Source organism: Pseudomonas sp. 1176_21 (assembly GCF_052850635.1).
Genome location: NZ_VXCV01000008.1, coordinates 36,493 through 56,466 on the forward strand (window position 1 = coordinate 36,493; position 19,974 = coordinate 56,466).

At 62.3% G+C, this 19,974-nt stretch carries 20 protein-coding genes; 19 read left to right on the plus strand and 1 reads right to left on the minus strand.

Annotated features, from left to right (window positions below):
* Window positions 1-15: 15 nt before the first annotated feature.
* From FW760_RS18665 to FW760_RS18700, 8 genes are all read left to right on the plus strand, one after another.
* The gene (locus FW760_RS18665) at window positions 16-1,398 is read left to right on the plus strand and encodes a bifunctional glycosyltransferase/class I SAM-dependent methyltransferase (protein WP_116053225.1); all 1,383 of its coding nucleotides are present in this window, start codon (window positions 16-18) and stop codon (window positions 1,396-1,398) included.
* Window positions 1,399-1,444: 46 nt separating this feature from the next.
* Window positions 1,445-2,185: a methyltransferase domain-containing protein gene (locus FW760_RS18670; protein ID WP_116053227.1), complete on the plus strand. Its 741-nt coding sequence runs from the start codon at window positions 1,445-1,447 to the stop codon at window positions 2,183-2,185.
* Window positions 2,186-2,632: 447 nt separating this feature from the next.
* A complete protein-coding gene (locus FW760_RS18675; RefSeq protein WP_116053230.1) occupies window positions 2,633-3,565 on the plus strand; it encodes a ketoacyl-ACP synthase III in 933 nt (310 codons plus the stop codon).
* A 267-nt stretch (window positions 3,566-3,832) separates the two neighbouring features.
* Window positions 3,833-4,681, plus strand: a complete 849-nt coding sequence (locus FW760_RS18680) for a flagellin domain-containing protein (protein ID WP_054915638.1) — start codon at window positions 3,833-3,835, stop codon at window positions 4,679-4,681.
* 72 nt (window positions 4,682-4,753) lie between these two features.
* Window positions 4,754-5,119: a flagellar protein FlaG gene (locus FW760_RS18685; RefSeq protein WP_043861796.1), complete on the plus strand. Its 366-nt coding sequence runs from the start codon at window positions 4,754-4,756 to the stop codon at window positions 5,117-5,119.
* 72 nt (window positions 5,120-5,191) lie between these two features.
* On the plus strand, window positions 5,192-6,601 hold the full coding sequence (fliD, locus tag FW760_RS18690) for a flagellar filament capping protein FliD (RefSeq protein ID WP_058542056.1): 1,410 nt from the start codon (window positions 5,192-5,194) through the stop codon (window positions 6,599-6,601).
* A gap of 133 nt (window positions 6,602-6,734) precedes the next feature.
* Window positions 6,735-7,130, plus strand: coding sequence for a flagellar export chaperone FliS (gene fliS / locus FW760_RS18695; RefSeq protein WP_043861798.1), 396 nt, complete (start codon window positions 6,735-6,737; stop codon window positions 7,128-7,130).
* A 9-nt stretch (window positions 7,131-7,139) separates the two neighbouring features.
* The gene (locus FW760_RS18700) at window positions 7,140-7,436 is read left to right on the plus strand and encodes a flagellar assembly protein FliT (protein ID WP_043861799.1); all 297 of its coding nucleotides are present in this window, start codon (window positions 7,140-7,142) and stop codon (window positions 7,434-7,436) included.
* Between the two features lie 94 nt (window positions 7,437-7,530).
* On the opposite strand, the gene FW760_RS18705 is transcribed toward FW760_RS18700, so the two are convergent.
* On the minus strand, window positions 7,531-7,719 hold the full coding sequence (locus FW760_RS18705) for a hypothetical protein (protein WP_229590459.1): 189 nt from the start codon (window positions 7,717-7,719) through the stop codon (window positions 7,531-7,533).
* Between FW760_RS18705 and fleQ the strand changes: the two genes are divergently transcribed.
* From fleQ to FW760_RS18760, 11 genes are all read left to right on the plus strand, one after another.
* The gene (fleQ, locus tag FW760_RS18710) at window positions 7,666-9,084 is read left to right on the plus strand and encodes a transcriptional regulator FleQ (RefSeq protein ID WP_235384250.1); all 1,419 of its coding nucleotides are present in this window, start codon (window positions 7,666-7,668) and stop codon (window positions 9,082-9,084) included. The genes FW760_RS18705 and fleQ overlap by 54 nt on opposite strands.
* 206 nt (window positions 9,085-9,290) lie before the next feature.
* The gene (locus FW760_RS18715) at window positions 9,291-10,499 is read left to right on the plus strand and encodes a sensor histidine kinase (protein WP_054915635.1); all 1,209 of its coding nucleotides are present in this window, start codon (window positions 9,291-9,293) and stop codon (window positions 10,497-10,499) included.
* Window positions 10,496-11,881, plus strand: coding sequence for a sigma-54-dependent transcriptional regulator (locus tag FW760_RS18720; protein ID WP_100634329.1), 1,386 nt, complete (start codon window positions 10,496-10,498; stop codon window positions 11,879-11,881). The genes FW760_RS18715 and FW760_RS18720 overlap by 4 nt, the downstream gene beginning before the upstream one ends.
* 116 nt (window positions 11,882-11,997) lie before the next feature.
* On the plus strand, window positions 11,998-12,324 hold the full coding sequence (gene fliE, locus FW760_RS18725; RefSeq protein ID WP_043861803.1) for a flagellar hook-basal body complex protein FliE: 327 nt from the start codon (window positions 11,998-12,000) through the stop codon (window positions 12,322-12,324).
* A gap of 15 nt (window positions 12,325-12,339) precedes the next feature.
* Window positions 12,340-14,118, plus strand: coding sequence for a flagellar basal-body MS-ring/collar protein FliF (gene fliF / locus FW760_RS18730; protein WP_043861804.1), 1,779 nt, complete (start codon window positions 12,340-12,342; stop codon window positions 14,116-14,118).
* Entirely contained in the window at window positions 14,111-15,130 is a 1,020-nt protein-coding gene (fliG, locus tag FW760_RS18735) for a flagellar motor switch protein FliG (protein ID WP_043861805.1), read from the plus strand. Before fliF ends, fliG begins: the two co-directional genes overlap by 8 nt.
* Window positions 15,131-15,261: 131 nt before the next feature.
* On the plus strand, window positions 15,262-16,044 hold the full coding sequence (fliH, locus tag FW760_RS18740) for a flagellar assembly protein FliH (protein WP_054915633.1): 783 nt from the start codon (window positions 15,262-15,264) through the stop codon (window positions 16,042-16,044).
* Window positions 16,034-17,392, plus strand: coding sequence for a flagellar protein export ATPase FliI (gene fliI, locus FW760_RS18745; protein WP_043861807.1), 1,359 nt, complete (start codon window positions 16,034-16,036; stop codon window positions 17,390-17,392). Before fliH ends, fliI begins: the two co-directional genes overlap by 11 nt.
* A 6-nt stretch (window positions 17,393-17,398) precedes the next feature.
* On the plus strand, window positions 17,399-17,851 hold the full coding sequence (fliJ, locus tag FW760_RS18750) for a flagellar export protein FliJ (protein ID WP_043861808.1): 453 nt from the start codon (window positions 17,399-17,401) through the stop codon (window positions 17,849-17,851).
* 90 nt (window positions 17,852-17,941) lie between these two features.
* Complete coding sequence (locus tag FW760_RS18755; protein ID WP_043861809.1) at window positions 17,942-18,247, plus strand: STAS domain-containing protein; 306 nt, start codon at window positions 17,942-17,944, stop codon at window positions 18,245-18,247.
* Complete coding sequence (locus FW760_RS18760) at window positions 18,244-19,959, plus strand: fused response regulator/phosphatase (RefSeq protein WP_043861810.1); 1,716 nt, start codon at window positions 18,244-18,246, stop codon at window positions 19,957-19,959. Before FW760_RS18755 ends, FW760_RS18760 begins: the two co-directional genes overlap by 4 nt.
* Window positions 19,960-19,974 lie beyond the last annotated feature (15 nt).

Below are 19,974 nucleotides of genomic sequence, written 5' to 3' on the forward strand. Positions count from 1 at the left end.
TAACTAAGTGCCTGCATGAAACCTATTCGAGTTGTATGTGGAACGCGCGTTTCCGAGCAGGAGTTCTCCACAAAGACCGCTCTTGGCCGATCCTTGCAGATCCACCAGGCGGCCAATCCTGTGGATATCCGGCTGTTTGCAGAGAATACCCAGGGGCTTTCGACGATTTACAACCGCGTCATTGATGAGGCCAGGGGCGATCCCGCCATTCTGGTATTCGTTCATGACGACGTGCACCTGTGCGACTTTCTGTGGAGCGAGCGAATCCGCGAAGCGGTTGCAGCCTTCGATATTATCGGGCTGGCTGGTAATACCCGGCGTGTCGAGGGGCAGCCCGCGTGGGCTTTCATTGATGACCAGTTTACCTGGGATCAGAAGTGTTTCCTGAGCGGGATCGTCGGGCACGGCAAGGGTTTCCCTTGTGCGGTCTCCAATTTCGGGCCCGTGCCCCAGCCCTGCAAATTGCTCGATGGGCTGTTGCTTGCCGTGGACAGCGAGCGTCTTCAGCAGCGCAATGTACGCTTTGACGAGCAATTTGAATTTCACTTCTACGACATGGATTTCTGTCGCTCGGCGGAGCTGAGCGGGTTGAGCATGGGCACGTGGCCGTTGAGCGTCGTTCATGAAAGCGGAGGGGCGTTTGGCTCCCCCGCGTGGCGCGAGAGCTTTCGGCGCTACCAAGATAAGTATGCCGTAGCAGGCACTCGCAAGCCCCAGGAGGCCACTGTGCAAAAACAAACCCCGGTTCATCAGTTTCATAACCCGGACCTGCTCAAGCTGATGCCTGTCAATGCCAGGCGAGTTGTGGAGATCGGATGCAGTTCGGGTGCGCTCGCACGCGAATATAAAAAACTCAACCCGCACGTACATTACACGGGAATCGAGATCGATCCGAGTTACGCCGAGTTAGCCCGTGAACACTGTGATCGTGTTCTCGACATGAATATCGAAAACGCCTGTACCGAATTGCTCGCCGGCGATCTGGCGGCTGACTGCTGGGTTTTTGGGGATGTGCTTGAACATCTGTACGACCCATGGCACCTGCTGCAGAAAATTCGTGAAGCCAGTGCGCCGGGTAGCTGTGTGGTGGCATGTATTCCGAATGCGCAACACTGGAGCGTGCAGGCTCGACTCAGTGTCGGTGACTTCCGCTACGAGGATTCCGGGCTGTTTGACAGGACGCATATTCGCTGGTTCACACTGGTCACCATGCTTGAAATGTTCGCTCAGGCAGGTTTGACCGTCGACGCGGGGGTGCCGCGTGTTTTTGACGAGCCCCAGCGTGAAAAATTTCTCCCGATAATTCATGCCATGGCGAGCGCGGCGGGAAGGGATCCTGAGATGGCTGTTCAGGATGCGCTGCCATTGCAGTACGTGTTCAGGGCTGTGGTCGGTTGAAGTCGGCTAACTAAATCATCTAACTCGGATTGGAAGCTTGAAATAAATGCACCCTACCGCCATGCAAAATGGACAACTGTTTTTCGATACTTACCTGGGTAAAAACTCGAACTGTGTGGTTGTGGAAATCGGCGCGCAAAACGTCAATGGGTCTCTTCGAGAGGTCGCGCCACCGGGCGCACGCTACATTGGCGTGGACTTTGTCGTCGGCAAAGGTGTCGATGTTGTACTGACCGACCCGTATTGCCTTCCGTTTGAAAGCGAGTCTGTCGACGTCGTTGTCAGTTCCTCGTGCCTGGAGCATTCGGAGATGTTCTGGCTGTCGTTTACCGAGTGCTTGAGGATCCTTAAGCCGGATGGTCTGTTGTTCATCAACGTGCCTTCCAACGGCGCATTCCACCGTTACCCGGTTGACTGCTGGCGCTTCTACCCTGATGCGGGGAGTGCGCTGGTCACCTGGGCCAAGCGTCAGGGCATGAACCCCGTTTTGCTGGAGTCGTTCATTACCCCTCAACACCAAGATGTATGGAACGACTTCCTGGCGGTTTTCGTGAAAGATGAACGTTTCCTGCATCAGTACCCCAACAGAATGATCAAGGCTGTCGAAAAGTTCGAGAACGGCAAGGTGTCAGGCAGTGATCAGATTTACAGCTTCACCCAGTTTCCGGAGGACATCCGGCGATTGAATGATGCCGTGCAGCGGTTGGCAGCTATGGAAGGGCGTGAAGCTGTGGTGAATGATGTGCTGGAGAAGTTGTTGACCTTCACCAAGGGGCAGGCGAGCTAGTAGCCGATGCTTCACGTTACCCGCTGCACCACAGGTGCACGGTTGAGTGTCGTCACTTCGTTGAGGCCGGGCAATCTGTAGTGGCCGCAACGAATCGATCGATTGCGGGTGCCAAGGGCGCTCCTATGCGCCCGAGTCGTGTATTTGTCATAGATGGGCACCCTTCCCGCTGGGAGATCAGGCTGGCTTCAACAGCACTGTTTCTCCCGGCGTACCCGGCGCCTGCACATACCCGGCTTCGGATGAGCCGCGTGCGGTATCTGATCGTATCGGCAACCGATTCGATAAAAGCGCGTGACTTGTGAGTCACGACGGGCATCTTCACTGTTATCATTCCCGTAACCGGGAGCAACTGAGCCTGCGGGTGGCACTGCCAGAAGCTTGGAATAGCTGGCTGGTCTTCGTGGAACACAGTGGAAATTTGCTTTTTCTGAATTGGGAAGCCATATGATTGGCATTAAAAGTATCGCCAGTTACGTGCCGGCTGAAGGGCTGGACAATTACGCTCAAGGCGCGAAATTCGGCAAGGATCAGGATTTCATCTTTGGCAAGATCGGCTCGACTTTCCTGCCGCGCAAGGGTGCTGGCCAGGAAACTTCCGACTTGTGTGTCGAGGCCGTCAAGGCCCTGTTCGCCAACAACCCCGCACTGACCCCGGCCTCTGTCGACGCCGTGATCGTTGTCACCCAGAATGGCGATGCTGAGGGCCTGCCGCACACAGCTGCCATCGTCCAGCACAAGCTGGGTCTGCCGACAAATATCGCCGCTTTCGACATCTCTCTGGGATGTTCCGGTTATGTCTACGGCTTGTATGCCATGAAAGGCTTCATGGAGGCTGCCGGCTTGAAGAATGGGCTGTTGATCACTGCCGACCCGTATTCGAAGATTGTCGACCCCGAGGATCGCAATACCACCATGCTGTTTGGTGATGCTGCAACGGTGACATGGATGGGGGAGGAGGCAGACTGGCAGTTGGGCAAGTCTCTTTTCGGCACGGATGGCGCAGGCGCCGAGTTTTTGCGGACCACTGCTGGCAAGTTCTTCATGAACGGTCGTCAGGTCTACAACTTCGCTCTGATCAAGGTGCCTGCTCACTTGCAGCAGTTGCTGGACGTCAGCCATCTGCAGGCCGACGATATCGACCTGTACTGCCTGCACCAGGGCAGTGCCGCCATTGTGGATGCCGTTTCCCAGCGGTTCGAGGGCGGGGAGCCTGAGCGCTTCGTCAAGGACATGGCTGAGACGGGCAATACCGTTTCATCGAGCATTCCGCTACTGCTTGAAAAGCATGTGCTGGGTTCGCAGCACAAGCGGGTCGCACTGAGCGGCTTTGGCGTGGGTCTGTCGTGGGGCTCGGCAATCATCGAGCGTCGAGACTGAGCTGGCTTGCTGTACGCAGAAGCGCTGCCTTAAGGGTGGCGTTTTTTTTGTCTTGACCGGTGGCCACTGTTTGGGCCCTGGCACAGTGGCCAGAAACCCGGCGTCAAACCCTTGATTTCATTGGAGTGGCAGGGTGCCAGTAAAAATTTTCAAAAAACCCCTAAAGCAACCTGCACAGACGACGATAACTATTACGAAGGTTCTCTAGGCCACACCCGGCGCTTGCCAGGGCCGGAAGCCGCAATACCCACAAACGAGGAATTCGTCATGGCATTAACCGTAAACACCAACGTCACGTCGCTGAACGTTCAGAAAAACCTGAACCGCGCTTCCGACGCCCTGAGCACCTCGATGACTCGCCTGTCTTCCGGCCTGAAAATCAACAGCGCCAAAGACGACGCCGCTGGCCTGCAGATCGCTACCCGTATGACCTCGCAGATCCGCGGTCAGACCATGGCAATCAAAAACGCCAACGACGGTATCTCGATCGCCCAGACCGCTGAAGGCGCGATGCAAGAGCAGGTCAACATCCTGCAGCGTATGCGTGAACTGGCTCTGCAATCGCGAAACGACTCGAACGATTCGGACAACCGTGACTCGCTGAACTCCGAATTCGCCCAGATGCGTGACGAGCTGACCCGTATCGCTCAGTCCACCCAGCTGAACGGCAAGAACCTGCTGGACGGTTCCGCCAGCACCATGACCTTCCAGGTCGGTTCGGAAACCGGTGGCATCAACCAGATCAGCATCGACCTGACCGGCAAGTACCTGGCCAGCGACCTGGGTATCACCAACGCCATCACCATTGCCGGTAGCGACAGCGCCACTGCCGAGACCAACTTCTCGGCTGCAATGGACGCGATCGATGCTGCGGTCAAGACCATCGGTGAAGGCCGTGCTGCACTGGGTGCCGTTCAGAACCGTCTGACCAGCACCATCAACAACCTGCAGAACATCAACGAAAACGCCGACGCTGCCCGTGGTCGTGTACAAGATACCGACTTCGCTGCCGAGACCGCTCAGCTGACCAAGCAGCAGACTCTGCAACAAGCTTCGACTTCGGTTCTGGCCCAGGCCAACCAACTGCCATCCGCCGTACTGAAACTGCTTCAGTAATCGCCTGATGGTTATCGGCGGGGGAGTGCACCTGTGGCGCTCCCCCGCCTTTTGCATTGAGAGGTGGTTGGCATGGATATGAGCGTCAAGCTGAACCTGTCCTACCAGGCTGCGAAGCCTGTGGAGCAGCCCACCGAGCGCCCTGCGGTCAAGCCCGTGGAGGCTGTCGAATCCATCAAGCCAGCGAAGGAAAGCGCCGACAGCGGCCTGACCGAAGCTGAGAAGGTCAAGAACGCGCTCAAGGACATCGAGAAGTTTCTCGCCTCGTCGCGACGCAATCTCGAATTTTCCACGGATGAAGAATCCGGCCGAATTGTAGTTAAAGTCATCGCCAGTGAAACCGGTGAGCTGATCCGCCAACTTCCTTCGGAAGAGGCGTTGAGAATTGCCCACAGTCTGAGCGATGTTAACAGCCTGCTGTTCAACGCCAAGGTCTGATGCTGGCGTCCGAGCAGCACGTTCGCTAGCCTTGATCGGCTAGGGGCGGCGCGCAACCAAGAGGGAATAGCAATGGCGAGTTCAATTTTACCGGGCACCGGTCTGGGTTCTGGCGTCGATATCAACAAGATCGTCAGCACGCTGGTGGCGTCTGAAACCGATCCGAAAGCCAACCAGATCAAACGCCAGACTGCCAACAACTCGGCCATGCTTTCTGGTGTCGCATCGCTCAAGAGCGCGCTGTCTGTCTATCAGGCGGCGATGAAGAAACTCAATGATCCCCTCGCGCCGTCGTTCAATGCCTATGCGGCAACGTCCAGCAACGACGCCGCGATCAAGGCAACCTCCAACAATACCGCGGTGCCTGGTACCTACACGATCCGTGTCGACAACCTGGCCACCTCGTCCAAGGTGGCCAGCCAGAACTTCGACACCGGTGCCACCACGCCGATTCCCGAAGGTGACCTGCTGATTACCCAGGACGGTGTCACCCACACCGTCAAGGTCGGCCCTGGTGCAACCTTGCAGTCCGTGCGCGACACCATCAACTCGTCGCTGTCCGAGAAAGGCATCACTGCCAACCTGGTCAATGGTGCAGACGGTTCGCGCCTGGTGTTCAGTTCGACCAAGACCGGTGAGGGTACGGACATTTCCGTCGACGGCACCATCGACGCGCTCAAGATCGCGCCGGGCGTGGAGATGAATGGTGACGGTGCCGGCTACATCGGTAAGCCGGCCCAGGATGCAAATCTGTACGTCGACGGCCTGCCGGTCACGAGCAAGAGCAACACCGTCACCGGGGCCATCAGTGGCATCAGCCTGGACCTGCTTCAGGCAACCGGCTCCGACGCCAGCAAGGCTGTACAGGTTACGGTGGGCGAGAATACCGATGGCCTGAAAAAATCGGTGCAGGCCTATGTCGATGCCTATAACACCCTGATCAAGGCGGTCACCAACCTGACCTCCGTGAGCAAGGATGCCGATGGCAACACCGTGCTGGGCCCGTTGACCAACGACCCGACCACCCGTTCGCTGCTGAGCGACCTGCGCAGCCAATTGGCGACCGAGTCGGACGGTACCCGCCTGACCACCCTCAGCCAGCTGGGCATCAACACCCAGAAGGACGGTACCCTCGAGTTCAACTCCGTCAAGTACGACGCAGCGATGAAGGACAAGAAGCTCGGTGCCGACGTGCAGGAGCTCTTCACCGGCAAGAATGGTGTGTTCGCGCACATGAACAAGGCGATCGAACCGTACCTGCAGACCGGTGGCATTCTCGACTCGCGCAAGAACGGCCTGGACAGGCTGCAGAAAGACCTCGAGAACCAGCAGGAGGCGCTGGATCGGCGCATTGCGTCGCTGACCGAGTCGCTGACCAAACGCTACGTGGCCATGGATACCCTGGTCGGCAAGCTCGAGGCGCAGCGCAAGAACATTGCCTCGATGTTCGCCTCGATCGAAGCGCAGCAGAAGAACTCCTGATAGCAGGGGCCGCAAAAAAGCCCGGCAGCACCCCTTCGGGTGCTCCGGGCTTTTCGTTTTCGGGGTTAAAGTTTTTTGACCCGCAGGCGATACAGGCGGTATATGAACCTTTTCGTTTGTTACGAGGTAGAACATGAACCCTATGTTGGCCCTTCGGCAGTACCAGAAAGTCAACGGCGTGGCGCAGACCTCCGAGGCCAGCCCGCACCGTCTCGTGCAGATGCTCATGCAGGGCGGGCTGGATCGCATCGCGCAGGCCAAAGGTGCAATCGCGCGCAATGACCTGGCCCAGAAGGGCATCCTGATCGGCAAGGCCATCGGGATCATCGGCGGTCTGCGCGAAGGGCTCGACCTCGAAAACCAGGCCGAGGCGCTGGCCGACATCGATGGGCTGTACGCCTACATGAGCAGGCGCCTGGTCGAGGCCAACGTGCAGAACGATCCGGAGATCCTCAATGAAGTCGCACGCCTGCTGATTACCGTCAAGGAAGGTTGGGACGCGATCGGCGATCAGGTCGCCGACGTCTAGGAGAACGCCATGAGTGCCGTGCTCGAACGTATCGAACAAACCCGCGAAGCCCTGCTCGGGGCATTGGCCAGCCGCGACTGGGAAACGATCACCGAACTGGACCTGAGCTGCCGTGTTTGCGTCGAGGACGTACTGGCCGAGGCATCGACCAACGAACAGGTTCTGCGCACCAGTCTTGAGGAATTGCTCGACGTCTACCGCCAACTAATTGATGTTGCAAGTGGTGAACGTCAAACAATAGTCGACGAGATGACGCAGATCCGCCAAGCGAAAAACGCCGCAAAGGTATACCATCTGTTCAGCTGACGCTGGACGGTTCGAAAATGCAGTGCGCCATAAATTTGACTGTGTACGATTTTTTGACTTAACTAGTGGCTGTTTTCTAATTTCAGACGTCCGATCACTGACCGCTCCAGTCGGAATGGATGTCGAGCATGCCCACATTGGGTGTCGAGTTGACTAGGGAAGTTTCGATTGCATGTGGCGTGAAACCAAAATTCTCCTGATCGATGACGATGACGCTCGCCGCCGCGACCTGGCGGTGGTGCTGAATTTTCTTGGCGAAGAAAATCTTTCCTGCTCCAGCCACGATTGGCAGCAGGTCGTTCAGTCGTTGTCATCCAGCCGTGAAGTACTCTGTGTCCTGGTCGGAACCGTGAACGCTCCGGCAAGCCTTTTGGGCTTGCTTAAGACCGTGGCTGCCTGGGATGAGTTCCTTCCGGTATTGCTGTTGGGTGAAATATCTTCTGCCGAGTTGCCCGAGGACCTGCGCCGCCGGGTGCTTTCCAACCTGGAGATGCCGCCCAGCTACAGCAAGCTGCTCGATTCGCTGCACCGTGCCCAGGTCTATCGCGAGATGTACGACCAGGCCCGCGAGCGCGGTCGTCAGCGTGAGCCCAACCTGTTCCGTAGCCTGGTCGGTACCAGCCGCGCCATCCAGCATGTGCGCCAGATGATGCAGCAGGTGGCCGACACCGACGCCAGCGTGCTGATCCTCGGCGAGTCGGGTACCGGCAAGGAAGTGGTCGCGCGCAACCTGCACTACCATTCCAAGCGCCGTGAAGCGCCGTTTGTACCGGTCAACTGCGGCGCGATCCCGGCCGAGCTGCTCGAAAGCGAACTATTCGGTCACGAGAAGGGGGCGTTCACCGGCGCCATCACCAGCCGTGCCGGGCGTTTCGAGCTGGCCAATGGCGGCACCCTGTTCCTCGACGAAATCGGCGACATGCCGCTGCCGATGCAGGTCAAGCTGCTGCGCGTGCTGCAGGAGCGCACCTTCGAGCGTGTGGGCAGCAACAAGACCCAGAGCATCGATGTGCGCATCATCGCCGCCACTCACAAGAACCTCGAGAGCATGATCGAGGTGGGCAGCTTTCGCGAAGACCTGTACTACCGCCTCAATGTGTTCCCGATCGAGATGGCCCCGCTGCGTGAGCGGGTCGAAGACATTCCGCTGCTGATGAACGAGTTGATCTCGCGCATGGAGCACGAGAAGCGGGGGTCGATCCGCTTCAATTCCGCCGCGATCATGTCGCTGTGCCGCCATGGCTGGCCGGGCAACGTGCGCGAGCTGGCGAACCTGGTGGAGCGCATGGCGATCATGCACCCGTATGGCGTGATCGGCGTGTCCGAGCTGCCGAAGAAGTTCCGCTACGTCGATGATGAGGACGAGCAACTGGTCGACAGCCTGCGCTCGGACCTGGAAGAGCGCGTGGCAATCAACGGCCATACGCCCAATTTCAGCAACCATGCGATGTTGCCGCCCGAAGGTCTTGACCTCAAGGACTACCTGGGCAGCCTCGAGCAGGGCCTGATCCAGCAGGCGCTGGACGATGCCAACGGTATCGTGGCGCGTGCCGCAGAGCGCCTGCGCATCCGCCGCACCACGCTGGTGGAAAAAATGCGCAAGTACGGCATGAGCCGTCGCGATGGAGACGAACAGGCGGAGGATTGACGCCTGCTTCCTGCCGGCAGGCCCCGACCGGGGCCTGCCGAACGCAATACCCCTATTTTCCACAGGGCTGTAAAGCCTGCCCTTGCTGGCTTTGGGCGGCGCGCCGCTGCTGCTGGCAACCCCCCGTCAAAGTATCCGGCACGTCTATTGCTATACCGCTGGCAACATACCGTTTTATGACGGTGAGCCATGCGAGAGAGCAACCCATGCCCCACGCCGCCCACATCCCCGCCGCCGAGCCCAGGCGTTCTGACGCCGCCGAACAGCAGAGTCGTCAGGGGCTCGAGCAGGCGTTTGCCCTGTTCGACCAGGTGTCGACCCAACTGAGCCAGTCCTACAACCTGCTCGAGGCCCGTGTCACCGAGCTCAAGGGGGAGTTGGCCGTGGTCAGTGCGCAGCGCATGGCGGAGCTGGCGGAGAAGGAGCGACTGGCCAACCGCCTGCAGAACCTGCTGTCGCTGTTGCCCGGCGGGGTGATCGTGATCGACGGCCAGGGCCGCGTGCGCGAGGCCAACCCGGCCGCCGTCGAACTGCTGGGCCAGCCGCTGGTGGGCGAGCTGTGGCGTCAGGTGATCGCCCGCAGCTTTGCGCCGCGCGAGGACGACGGCCACGAAGTGTCGCTGCGCGATGGTCGCCGCCTGTCGATCGCTACCCGCTCGCTGGATGCCGAGCCGGGCCAGCTGGTGCTGTTGACCGATCTCACCGAAACCCGCCACCTGCAAAGCCAGCTGGCGCGGCACGAGCGCCTGTCGACCCTGGGGCGGATGGTGGCCTCGCTGGCGCATCAGATCCGCACGCCACTGTCGGCCGCCTTGCTGTATGCCAGTCACCTGGCCGAGCAGGACCTGCCGCTGGACACCCGTCAGCGTTTTGCCGGCAGCCTCAAGGAGCGTCTGCACGAACTCGAGCACCAGGTACGCGACATGCTGGTGTTCGCCCGCGGCGAACTGCCGCTGACCGACCGTGTGACCCCCAAGGCGTTGTTCCAGGCGCTGCAGCAGGCCGCACAGGTACATGTACAGGGGCATGCTGTGCGCTGGCAGTGCGACAGCCACCTGGGCGAATTGCTGTGCAACCGCGACACCCTGGTGGGGGCGTTGCTCAATCTCATTGAAAACGCCCTGCAGGCCGCGCCCGGCGCTGCTCGGCTCAAGGTACACCTGTACCGTCGCGGGCAAAGCCTGCGCCTGTGCATCAGCGATGCCGGGCCGGGCATCGACAGTGCATTGCTGGCGCGCCTGGGCGAGCCGTTCCTGACCACCAAGGCCACCGGCACCGGGCTTGGCCTGGCGGTGGTGATGGCGGTTGCCCGTGCACACCAGGGCACCGTGCAGCTACGCTCGCGCCCCGGGCGCGGTACCTGTGCGCTGGTGACCCTGCCGCTGATCGGCGCACCGCTGGAGGCAACGGCATGAGGGCGATCAAGGTTCTGCTGGTCGAGGATGACCGCGTACTGCGCCAGGCCCTGGCCGATACCCTGGAGCTGGGCGGTTTTGCCTATCACGCGGTGGGCTCGGCCGAAGAAGCGCTGGAAGTGGCGGCCAGTCAGCCCTTCAGCCTGGTGGTCAGCGACGTCAACATGCCGGGAATGGACGGCCACCAGTTGCTGGCCGCGTTGCGGGCCCGCCAGCCGCAGTTGCCGGTGCTGCTGATGACCGCGCACGCTGCCGTTGAGCGTGCAGTGGATGCGATGCGCCAGGGCGCTGCGGACTATCTGGTCAAGCCCTTCGAGCCACGCGCATTGCTCGACCTGGTGGCCCGTCATGCCCTGGGCGTTGCCAGCGGCGCGGACGCCGACGGTCCGGTGGCGCGCGAGCCTGCCAGTGCGCAGTTGCTCGAACTGGCCGCGCGGGTGGCGCGCAGTGATTCCACCGTGCTGATTTCCGGCGAATCGGGCACCGGCAAGGAGGTGCTGGCGCGCTACATTCACCAGCAGTCCCTGCGTGCCGACCAGCCATTCGTGGCCATCAACTGCGCCGCCATCCCCGACAACATGCTCGAAGCCACGTTGTTCGGACATGAAAAGGGCTCGTTCACCGGGGCGATAGCCGCCCAGCCAGGCAAGTTCGAGCAGGCCGACGGTGGCACGCTGCTGCTCGACGAGATTTCCGAAATGCCGCTGGGGCTGCAGGCCAAGCTGCTGCGAGTGCTGCAGGAGCGCGAGGTCGAGCGGGTAGGCGGGCGCAAGCCGATCGCGCTGGACATCCGCGTGGTCGCTACCACCAACCGCGACCTTGCCGGCGAAGTGGCGGCGGGGCGGTTTCGCGAAGACCTGTTCTATCGCCTGTCGGTGTTCCCGCTGGCCTGGCGACCGCTGCGCGAGCGCAGCGCCGACATTCTGCCGCTGGCCGAGCGTCTGCTGGCGCGACACGTCAATAAAATGAAGCATGCCCCCGTGCGCCTGTCGGCCCAGGCCCAGGCCTGCCTGCAAGGCTATCCGTGGCCGGGCAACGTGCGCGAGCTGGACAACGCCATCCAGCGGGCGCTGATCCTGCAGCAGGGCGGGGTGATCGAGGCGGCGGACTTCTGCCTGGCCGGGGTGCTGCCGCTGCTGGCGACATCGCCCGTAGAGCCGGTGCCGGTGCTGGCCGAGCCGTCCGAGCCAGCCGGGCTGGGGGATGATCTGCGCCGCCACGAGTTCCAGATGATCATCGATACCCTGCGCGCCGAGCGCGGGCGCCGCAAGGAGGCTGCCGAGCGTCTGGGCATCAGCCCGCGCACCTTGCGCTACAAGCTGGCACAGATGCGTGATGCCGGCCTGGATGTGGAGGCGAGTCTCTACGCCAGCGGCGTGTGACGCCGTAACTGGTCGTTTTTGTTGGTCCTGTGGGTAGAGCTGGCACTCTTGTTGCTAAGTTCTGCCTGTCCGCTGCGTAGTGTCAAAAAAATGCGGGTCGTCGGAGAGAAGAGTCAATGAGCCAAGGTGTTGAATTTAATCGATTGATGTTGGACATGCGGGCCATGCAGGCGGACGCCATGTCGATGTCGAAGGCTGCCCCTGCGCCAGAGCTTGGCTCGAGCGGTTTTGCCGACATGCTTGGCCAGGCCATCAACAAGGTCAGCGATACCCAGCAGGCGTCCACCCAGTTGGCCAACGCCTTCGAGATCGGCAAGAGCGGCGTCGACCTTACCGACGTGATGATCGCCTCGCAGAAGGCCAGCGTGTCGTTCCAGGCCTTGACCCAGGTGCGCAACAAGCTGGTGCAGGCGTATCAAGACATCATGCAGATGCCGGTATAAGGGCGAGATTGAGTCATGGCCGAAGCAGTCGTTGATAACGTGCCCGCCAAAGGCAGCCCGGCGCCCAAGCCGCCGCTGTTCGGCATGTCCTTTCTGGAAAACATCGCAGAGATGCCCATGCTGCGTCAGGTCGGCCTGCTGGTCGGGTTGGCGGCGAGCGTGGCGATCGGCTTTGCCGTGGTGCTGTGGTCGCAGCAGCCCGACTACCGCCCGCTGTACCCAAGCCTTGCCGGCATGGACACCAAGCAGGTCATGGACACCCTGTCCGCCGCCGACATCGCCTACAACGTCGAGCCCAGCTCCGGGGCGCTGCTGGTCAAGTCCGAAGACCTCTCCCGTGCGCGCCTGAAACTTGCCGCGGCCGGCGTGGCGCCAGGCGATGGCAACGTCGGCTTCGAACTGCTCGACAAGGAGCAGGGGCTGGGCACCAGCCAGTTCATGGAGGCCACCCGTTATCGTCGCGGCCTGGAAGGTGAACTGGCGCGTACCATCTCCAGCCTGAACAACGTCAAGGGTGCCCGCGTGCACCTGGCCATTCCGAAAAGCTCGGTGTTCGTGCGCGACGAGCGCAAGCCCAGTGCCTCGGTACTGGTCGAGCTGTATTCGGGGCGTGGCCTCGAGCCCGGCCAGGTGGCGGCCATCGTCAACCTGGTGGCGTCCAGCGTTCCGGAACTGAACAAGTCCCAGGTGACCGTGGTCGACCAGAAGGGCAACCTGCTGTCCGACCAGGGCGAGAACTCCGAGCTGACCATGGCCGGCAAGCAGTTCGACTACAGCCGCCGCATGGAAGGCATGCTCACCCAGCGCGTGCACAACATTCTGTTGCCGGTGCTGGGCAACGACCGCTACAAGGCCGAAGTCTCCGCCGACGTCGACTTCAGTGCGGTCGAGTCCACCTCCGAACAGTTCAACCCCGACCAGCCTGCCTTGCGCAGCGAGCAGTCGGTGAACGAACAACGCTCCAGCAGCATGGGCCCGCAGGGCGTGCCTGGTGCCCTGAGCAACCAGCCACCCGGCCCGGCCACTGCGCCACAGCAGACCGGTCAGGCACAGGCCGCCGCGGGCATGGTGCAACCAGGCCAGCCGCTGCTGGACGCCAACGGCCAGCAGATCATGGACCCGGCCACCGGCCAGCCGATGCTCGCACCGTACCCGGCCGACAAGCGTCAGCAGTCGACCAAGAACTTCGAACTGGACCGTTCCATCAGCCACACCCGCCAGCAGCAGGGGCGCCTGAGCCGCCTGTCGGTCGCGGTGGTGGTCGACGACCAGGTCAAGCTCGACCCGGCCACTGGCGAGTCGACACGCGCCCCATGGGGGGCCGAAGACCTGGCGCGCTTCACGCGCCTGGTGCAGGACGCCGTCGGCTTCGATGCCAGCCGCGGTGACAGCGTCAGCGTGATCAACGTGCCATTCGCCGCCGACCGTGGCGAAGTGTTCACCGAGATTCCGTTCTACCAGCAACCGTGGTTCTGGGACATCATCAAGCAGGTCATGGGCGTGCTGTTCATCCTGGTGCTGGTGTTCGGCGTGCTGCGCCCGGTGCTCAACAACATCACCGGCAACGGCAAGCAGGGCGCCGGTGCCGATGGCGACATGGAACTGGGCGGCATGCTCGGTCTGGATGGCGATCTGGCCAACGACCGCGTCAGCCTGGGTGGTCCGCAAAGCATTCTGTTGCCTAGCCCGAGCGAGGGTTACGACGCTCAGCTGAACGCAATCAAGAGCCTGGTGGCCGAAGACCCGGGTCGTGTGGCCCAGGTCGTGAAAGAGTGGATCAACGCCGATGAGTGATAATCGAGCCCTTACCGCCAAACTGACCCGTGTCGACAAGGCGGCCATCCTGCTGCTGTCGCTGGGTGAAACCGATGCGGCGCAGGTGTTGCGCCACATGGGCCCAAAGGAAGTGCAGCGGGTCGGCGTGGCCATGGCGCAGATGGGCAACGTCCATCGCGAACAGGTCGAGCAGGTGATGAGCGAGTTCGTCGAGATCGTCGGCGACCAGACCAGCCTGGGTGTCGGCTCCGACGGCTACATCCGCAAGATGCTCACCCAGGCCCTGGGCGAGGACAAGGCCAACGGCCTGATCGACCGCATCCTGCTGGGTGGCAACACCAGCGGCCTGGACAGCCTGAAGTGGATGGAGCCGCGTGCCGTGGCCGACGTGATCCGCTACGAGCACCCGCAGATCCAGGCCATCGTGGTGGCCTACCTGGACCCCGACCAGGCCGGTGAGGTGCTGGGCAACTTTGATCACAAGGTGCGCCTGGACATCATCCTGCGCGTCTCCTCGCTCAACACCGTGCAGCCGGCGGCGCTCAAGGAGCTCAACCAGATTCTGGAGAAGCAGTTCTCGGGCAACTCCAACGCGGCGCGTACCACACTGGGCGGTATCAAGCGCGCGGCCGACATCATGAACTTCCTCGACAGTTCGGTCGAAGGCCAGCTGATGGACGCGATTCGCGACGTCGACGGCGAGCTGTCCGAGCAGATCGAAGACCTCATGTTCGTCTTCAACAACCTGGCCGATGTCGACGACCGCGGTATCCAGGCGCTGTTGCGCGAAGTGTCCTCGGACGTGCTCGTGGTGTCGCTCAAGGGCGCCGACGAGAAGGTCAAGGACAAGATCTTCAAGAACATGTCCAAGCGGGCTTCCGAGCTGCTGCGTGATGACCTCGAGGCCAAGGGCCCGGTGCGGGTCAGCGACGTGGAAACGGCGCAGAAAGAGATCCTCACCATTGCCCGGCGCATGGCCGAAGCCGGCGAGATCGTGCTTGGCGGCAAGGGCGCCGAAGAAATGATCTAAAGCCGTTCGCCGGCCCCGGCTCCTCCACAGGAGCCGGCCTTGCCGGCGGATGCCTCAACGCGGTACACGCCGGTGCCTGGCAGCCGCATCGCCGACCACCCCGGCGCCTACCCAATTGAACGCGTGGAATCATGTCGACCAACGAGCACCTGAGTGAACTGATCCCCGCCCGCGACGTCGAGGGCTTCGACCGCTGGGCGCTGCCCAGCTTCGACCCGGAGCCGGAACCCGAGCCCGAACCCGAGCCGGAAATCGTCGAGGAAGTCGAAGAAGTGCCGCTGGAAGAAGTCCAGCCGCTGACCCTCGAAGAGCTCGAAAGCATTCGCCAGGAAGCCTATAACGAAGGCTTTGCCACCGGCGAGCGCGAAGGGTTTCACAGCACCCAGCTCAAGGTCCGCCAGGAGGCCGAAGTGGCCCTGAGCGCCAAGCTGGCGAGCCTGGAGCAGCTGATGGGCCACCTGCTCGACCCGATCGCCGAGCAGGACAACCAGATCGAGAAGGCCCTGGTGCACATGGTCAGCCGCATCACCCGCGAGGTGATCGGGCGTGAGCTGGCCACCGACTCCAGCCAGATCACCCACGTGCTGCGCGAGGCCCTCAAGCTGCTGCCGATGGGCGCCGAAAACATCCGCATTCATGTCAATCCGCAGGACTTCGAGCTGGCCAAGGCCTTGCGCGAGCGTCATGAGGAAAACTGGCGCCTGCTCGAAGACGACGCCCTGTTGCCCGGTGGTTGCCGCATCGAGACGTTGCACAGCCGTATCGACGCCACCGTCGAGACCCGCATCGAAAAGGCCATGACCCAGTTGTTCGACCAGTTGCATGACCAGGGCCTGCACCCTGCCGCGCCAGACTTGCACGTCGACCTTGCTGGCGACGCGGGCACCCGCGAGGCCACGCCCGATGCGCCTTGACCGCACCAGCTTCGGCAAGCGCCTGGGCACCTATGCCGAGGCCGTGAGCCTGCCGGCGCAGCCGGTGGTGGAGGGGCGGTTGTTGCGCATGGTCGGCCTGACCCTGGAGGCCGAAGGCCTGCGCGCTGCCGTCGGCAGCCGCTGCCTGGTGATCAACGACGACAGCTACCATCCGGTGCAGGTCGAGGCCGAGGTCATGGGCTTTGCCGGTGACCGGGTGTTTCTCATGCCGGTGGGCAGCGTTGCCGGCATCGCGCCCGGTGCGCGGGTGGTGCCGCTGGCCGAAAGCGGCCGCCTGCCGATGGGCATGAGCATGCTCGGTCGCGTGCTGGATGGTGCCGGCCGGGCGCTGGATGGCAAGGGCGGGATGAAGGCCGAGGACTGGGTGCCGATGGACGGCCCCACCATCAACCCACTCAACCGCGACCCCATCAGCCAGCCGCTGGACGTGGGCATTCGCAGCATCAATGGCCTGCTGACGGTGGGCCGTGGCCAGCGCCTGGGCCTGTTCGCCGGTACCGGCGTGGGCAAGAGTGTGCTGCTGGGCATGATGACCCGTTTCACCGAGGCCGACATCATCGTGGTGGGGCTGATCGGTGAGCGGGGGCGTGAGGTCAAGGAGTTCATCGAGCACATCCTGGGCGAGGAGGGCATCAAGCGCTCGGTGGTGGTGGCATCCCCTGCCGATGATGCACCGCTGATGCGCCTGCGCGCCGCCATGTACTGCACGCGGATCGCCGAGTACTTTCGCGACAAGGGCAAGAACGTGCTGTTGCTGATGGATTCGCTGACCCGTTTCGCCCAGGCCCAGCGGGAAATCGCCCTGGCCATCGGCGAGCCGCCAGCCACCAAGGGCTATCCGCCTTCCGTGTTCGCCAAGCTGCCCAAGCTGGTGGAGCGCGCCGGCAACGGCGAGGCCGGTGGTGGCTCGATCACCGCCTTCTACACCGTGTTGTCCGAAGGCGACGACCAGCAGGACCCGATTGCCGACTCCGCGCGGGGCGTACTCGACGGCCATATCGTGCTGTCCCGGCGCCTGGCCGAAGAGGGGCACTACCCGGCCATCGATATCGAGGCTTCGATCAGCCGGGTCATGCCGCAGGTGGTCAGCCCCGAGCAGATGACCCAGGCCCAGCAGTTCAAGCAGCTCTGGTCGCGCCTGTCGCAAAGCCGCGACCTGATCAGCGTGGGTGCCTATGTGGCTGGCGGCGACCGCGAGACGGACCTGGCGATTTCCCTGCAACCCAAGTTGGTGCAGTACCTGCGCCAGGGGCTCAATGAAAACGTCAGCCATGAGCAGAGCCGCGATGAACTGGCGGCGGTGTTCGCCCCAGCGGCATCGGGCTGATAACCGATGGCCCTGCCAAGTCGTGCCGCGCGCCTGGTGCCGGTGGTGGAGATGGCCGAGGAGGCCGAGCGCAAGGCCGTGCAGCGCCTCGGGCATTTCCAGCAGCAGGTGAGCATGGCCGAAACCAAGCTCCGGGAACTGGACCAGTTTCGCAGCGAGTACCAGAACCAGTGGATGGAAAAGGGCGGCCAGGGCGTTTCAGGCAGCTGGCTGCTGGGCTATCAGCGCTTTCTCAGCCAACTGGACACCGCCGTGGCCCAGCAACACCAGAGCCTGGTGTGGCACCAGACCAACCTCAACAACGCACGGGCCACCTGGCAGCAGGCCTACGCCCGGGTCGAGGGCCTGCGCAAGCTGGTACAGCGCTACCGCGATGAAGCCCGCATGCTCGAGGACAAGCGCGAGCAGAAGCTGCTCGACGAATTGTCCCAGCGATTGCCGCGCCACGATCGCTTCTAGCACGGCATTGGTCGGCGCAGGTTGCCCAGGGGCGGGCGGGCTGCTAAACCTGTGGTGTCTGCAATCGCCATGATCGAAGGAGTCGAGCATATGGCCGTGGAGCACGATCTATCGCCGGATGGGAACAGCCTGACGATCAGGGTCAAGGGACGGTTCGATTTCGGCAAGCACCAGGCGTTTCGTGAATGCTACGAGCGCGAGCCAGTACCTTCCAAGGGCGTGGTCGTCGACTTGAAGGACGCCACCTATCTCGACAGCTCCGCCCTGGGCATGCTCCTGCTGCTGCGTGACCACGCCGGCGGCGACGATGCGTATATACGGGTGATCAACGCCAGCTCCGACGTTCGCAAGATCCTCGCCATCTCCAATTTCGACAAGCTGTTCGAGATCACTTGAGCGACCTCGTGAACGAGCAGTCGTCGCTGACCGTGCTGATTGCCGAAGATGGCGCCACCGACCGCCTGTTGCTGGCGCGCATCGTGCGCGAGCAGGGGCATTCGGTGATCACGGCCGAGAACGGTGCGCAGGCAGTGGCGCTGTTTGCCGAGCTGCGTCCGCAACTGGTGCTGCTCGACGCGCTGATGCCGGTGATGGACGGCTTCGAGGCGGCTCGCCAGATCAAGCTGATGGCTGGCCAGGCGCTGGTGCCGATCATCTTTCTTACCTCGCTGAGTGAGGAGCAGGCCCTGGTGCGTTGCCTGGAGGCTGGTGGCGACGACTTTCTGCCCAAGCCTTATCGCCCGGTGATCCTGGCCGCCAAGATCAAGGCGATGGATCGCCTGCGTCGCCTGCAGGCGACCGTGCTGGAGCAGCGCGACGAGCTGGCGCGCCACCACGGTCACCTGCTCAACGAGCAGCGGGTGGCCAAGGCGGTGTTCGATCAGGTCACGCACTCGGGGTGCCTGAATGCGCCGAACATCCGCTACCTGCAATCTCCCTATGCGCTGTTCAACGGCGACCTGCTGCTGGCGGCGTTCACGCCGACCGGTGAAATGCATGTGCTGCTGGGCGACTTCACTGGCCATGGCCTGCCGGCTGCAGTGGGCGCCATGCCGTTGGCCGAGGTGTTCTACGGCATGACCGCCAAGGGCTACGGCCTGGCCGAAACCTTGCGCGAGATGAACGCCAAGCTCAAGCGCATCCTGCCGGTGGACATGTTCTGCTGCGCAATGATGCTCAGCCTGAGTTTCGAACGACGCCTGGCCGAGGTATGGAACGGCGGCATGCCGGACGGCTACCTGCTGCCCGCGGCCGGTGGCGAGCCCCAGGCGCTGGTGTCGCGGCACTTGCCCTTGGGGGTGCTGGCGCCGGAGCGTTTCGACGAGCACCCCGAGGTGGTGTCGCTGGCGTTGGGGGATCGTCTGTTCCTGCTGTCCGATGGGGTGGTGGATACCTGCGACCAGGATGAGCAGCTGTTCGGGGTGGAACGCCTGCGCCAGGTGTTTGCGCGCAACCGTGCGCCGCAGCACCTGTTCGAGGATGTACTGCAGGCGCTCGAAGACTTTCGCGGCCAGTCCCGCGACGATGTCAGCATGCTCGAGATCAGTGTGGTCGAGCCACAGACACTGGCCCCGCCGCCGCTGGTGTATTCGGACAGCGGCCAGTCCAGCCCGCTGGACTGGTCGCTGTCGTTCGAGTTTCGCGCGCAGACCCTCAAACGCTTCAACCCCTTGCCCTATCTGTTGCAGGTACTGCAGGAAATACACGGCCTGCGCCCCCAGAGCGGTGCGCTGCACAGCGTGCTCAACGAGCTCTACACCAATGCACTGGAGCACGGTGTGCTGGCCCTCGACTCGGCCCTCAAGCGCGACGCCCAGGGGTTTGCCGCCTATTATCAGGAGCGCAGCCGACGCCTGCAGGCATTGCAGGAAGGTTACATACGCTTGCACCTTCAGGTTGAACCCGTAGCGGGTGGCGGGCGTCTGGTGATTGAGATCGAAGATAGCGGCAGTGGCTTCGATGTGGGTACAGTGCTGGCCCGACCGGTGTTGGAGCAGCGGTTGTGCGGGCGTGGCCTGAGCCTGATCCGGCGTTTGAGCCGTCACGCCGAATGGGCCGACGGAGGGCGCAGGGCCCGCGTGGAGTTCGCCTGGGTGGCTCTGGCATAATTGAACTTGATCAAG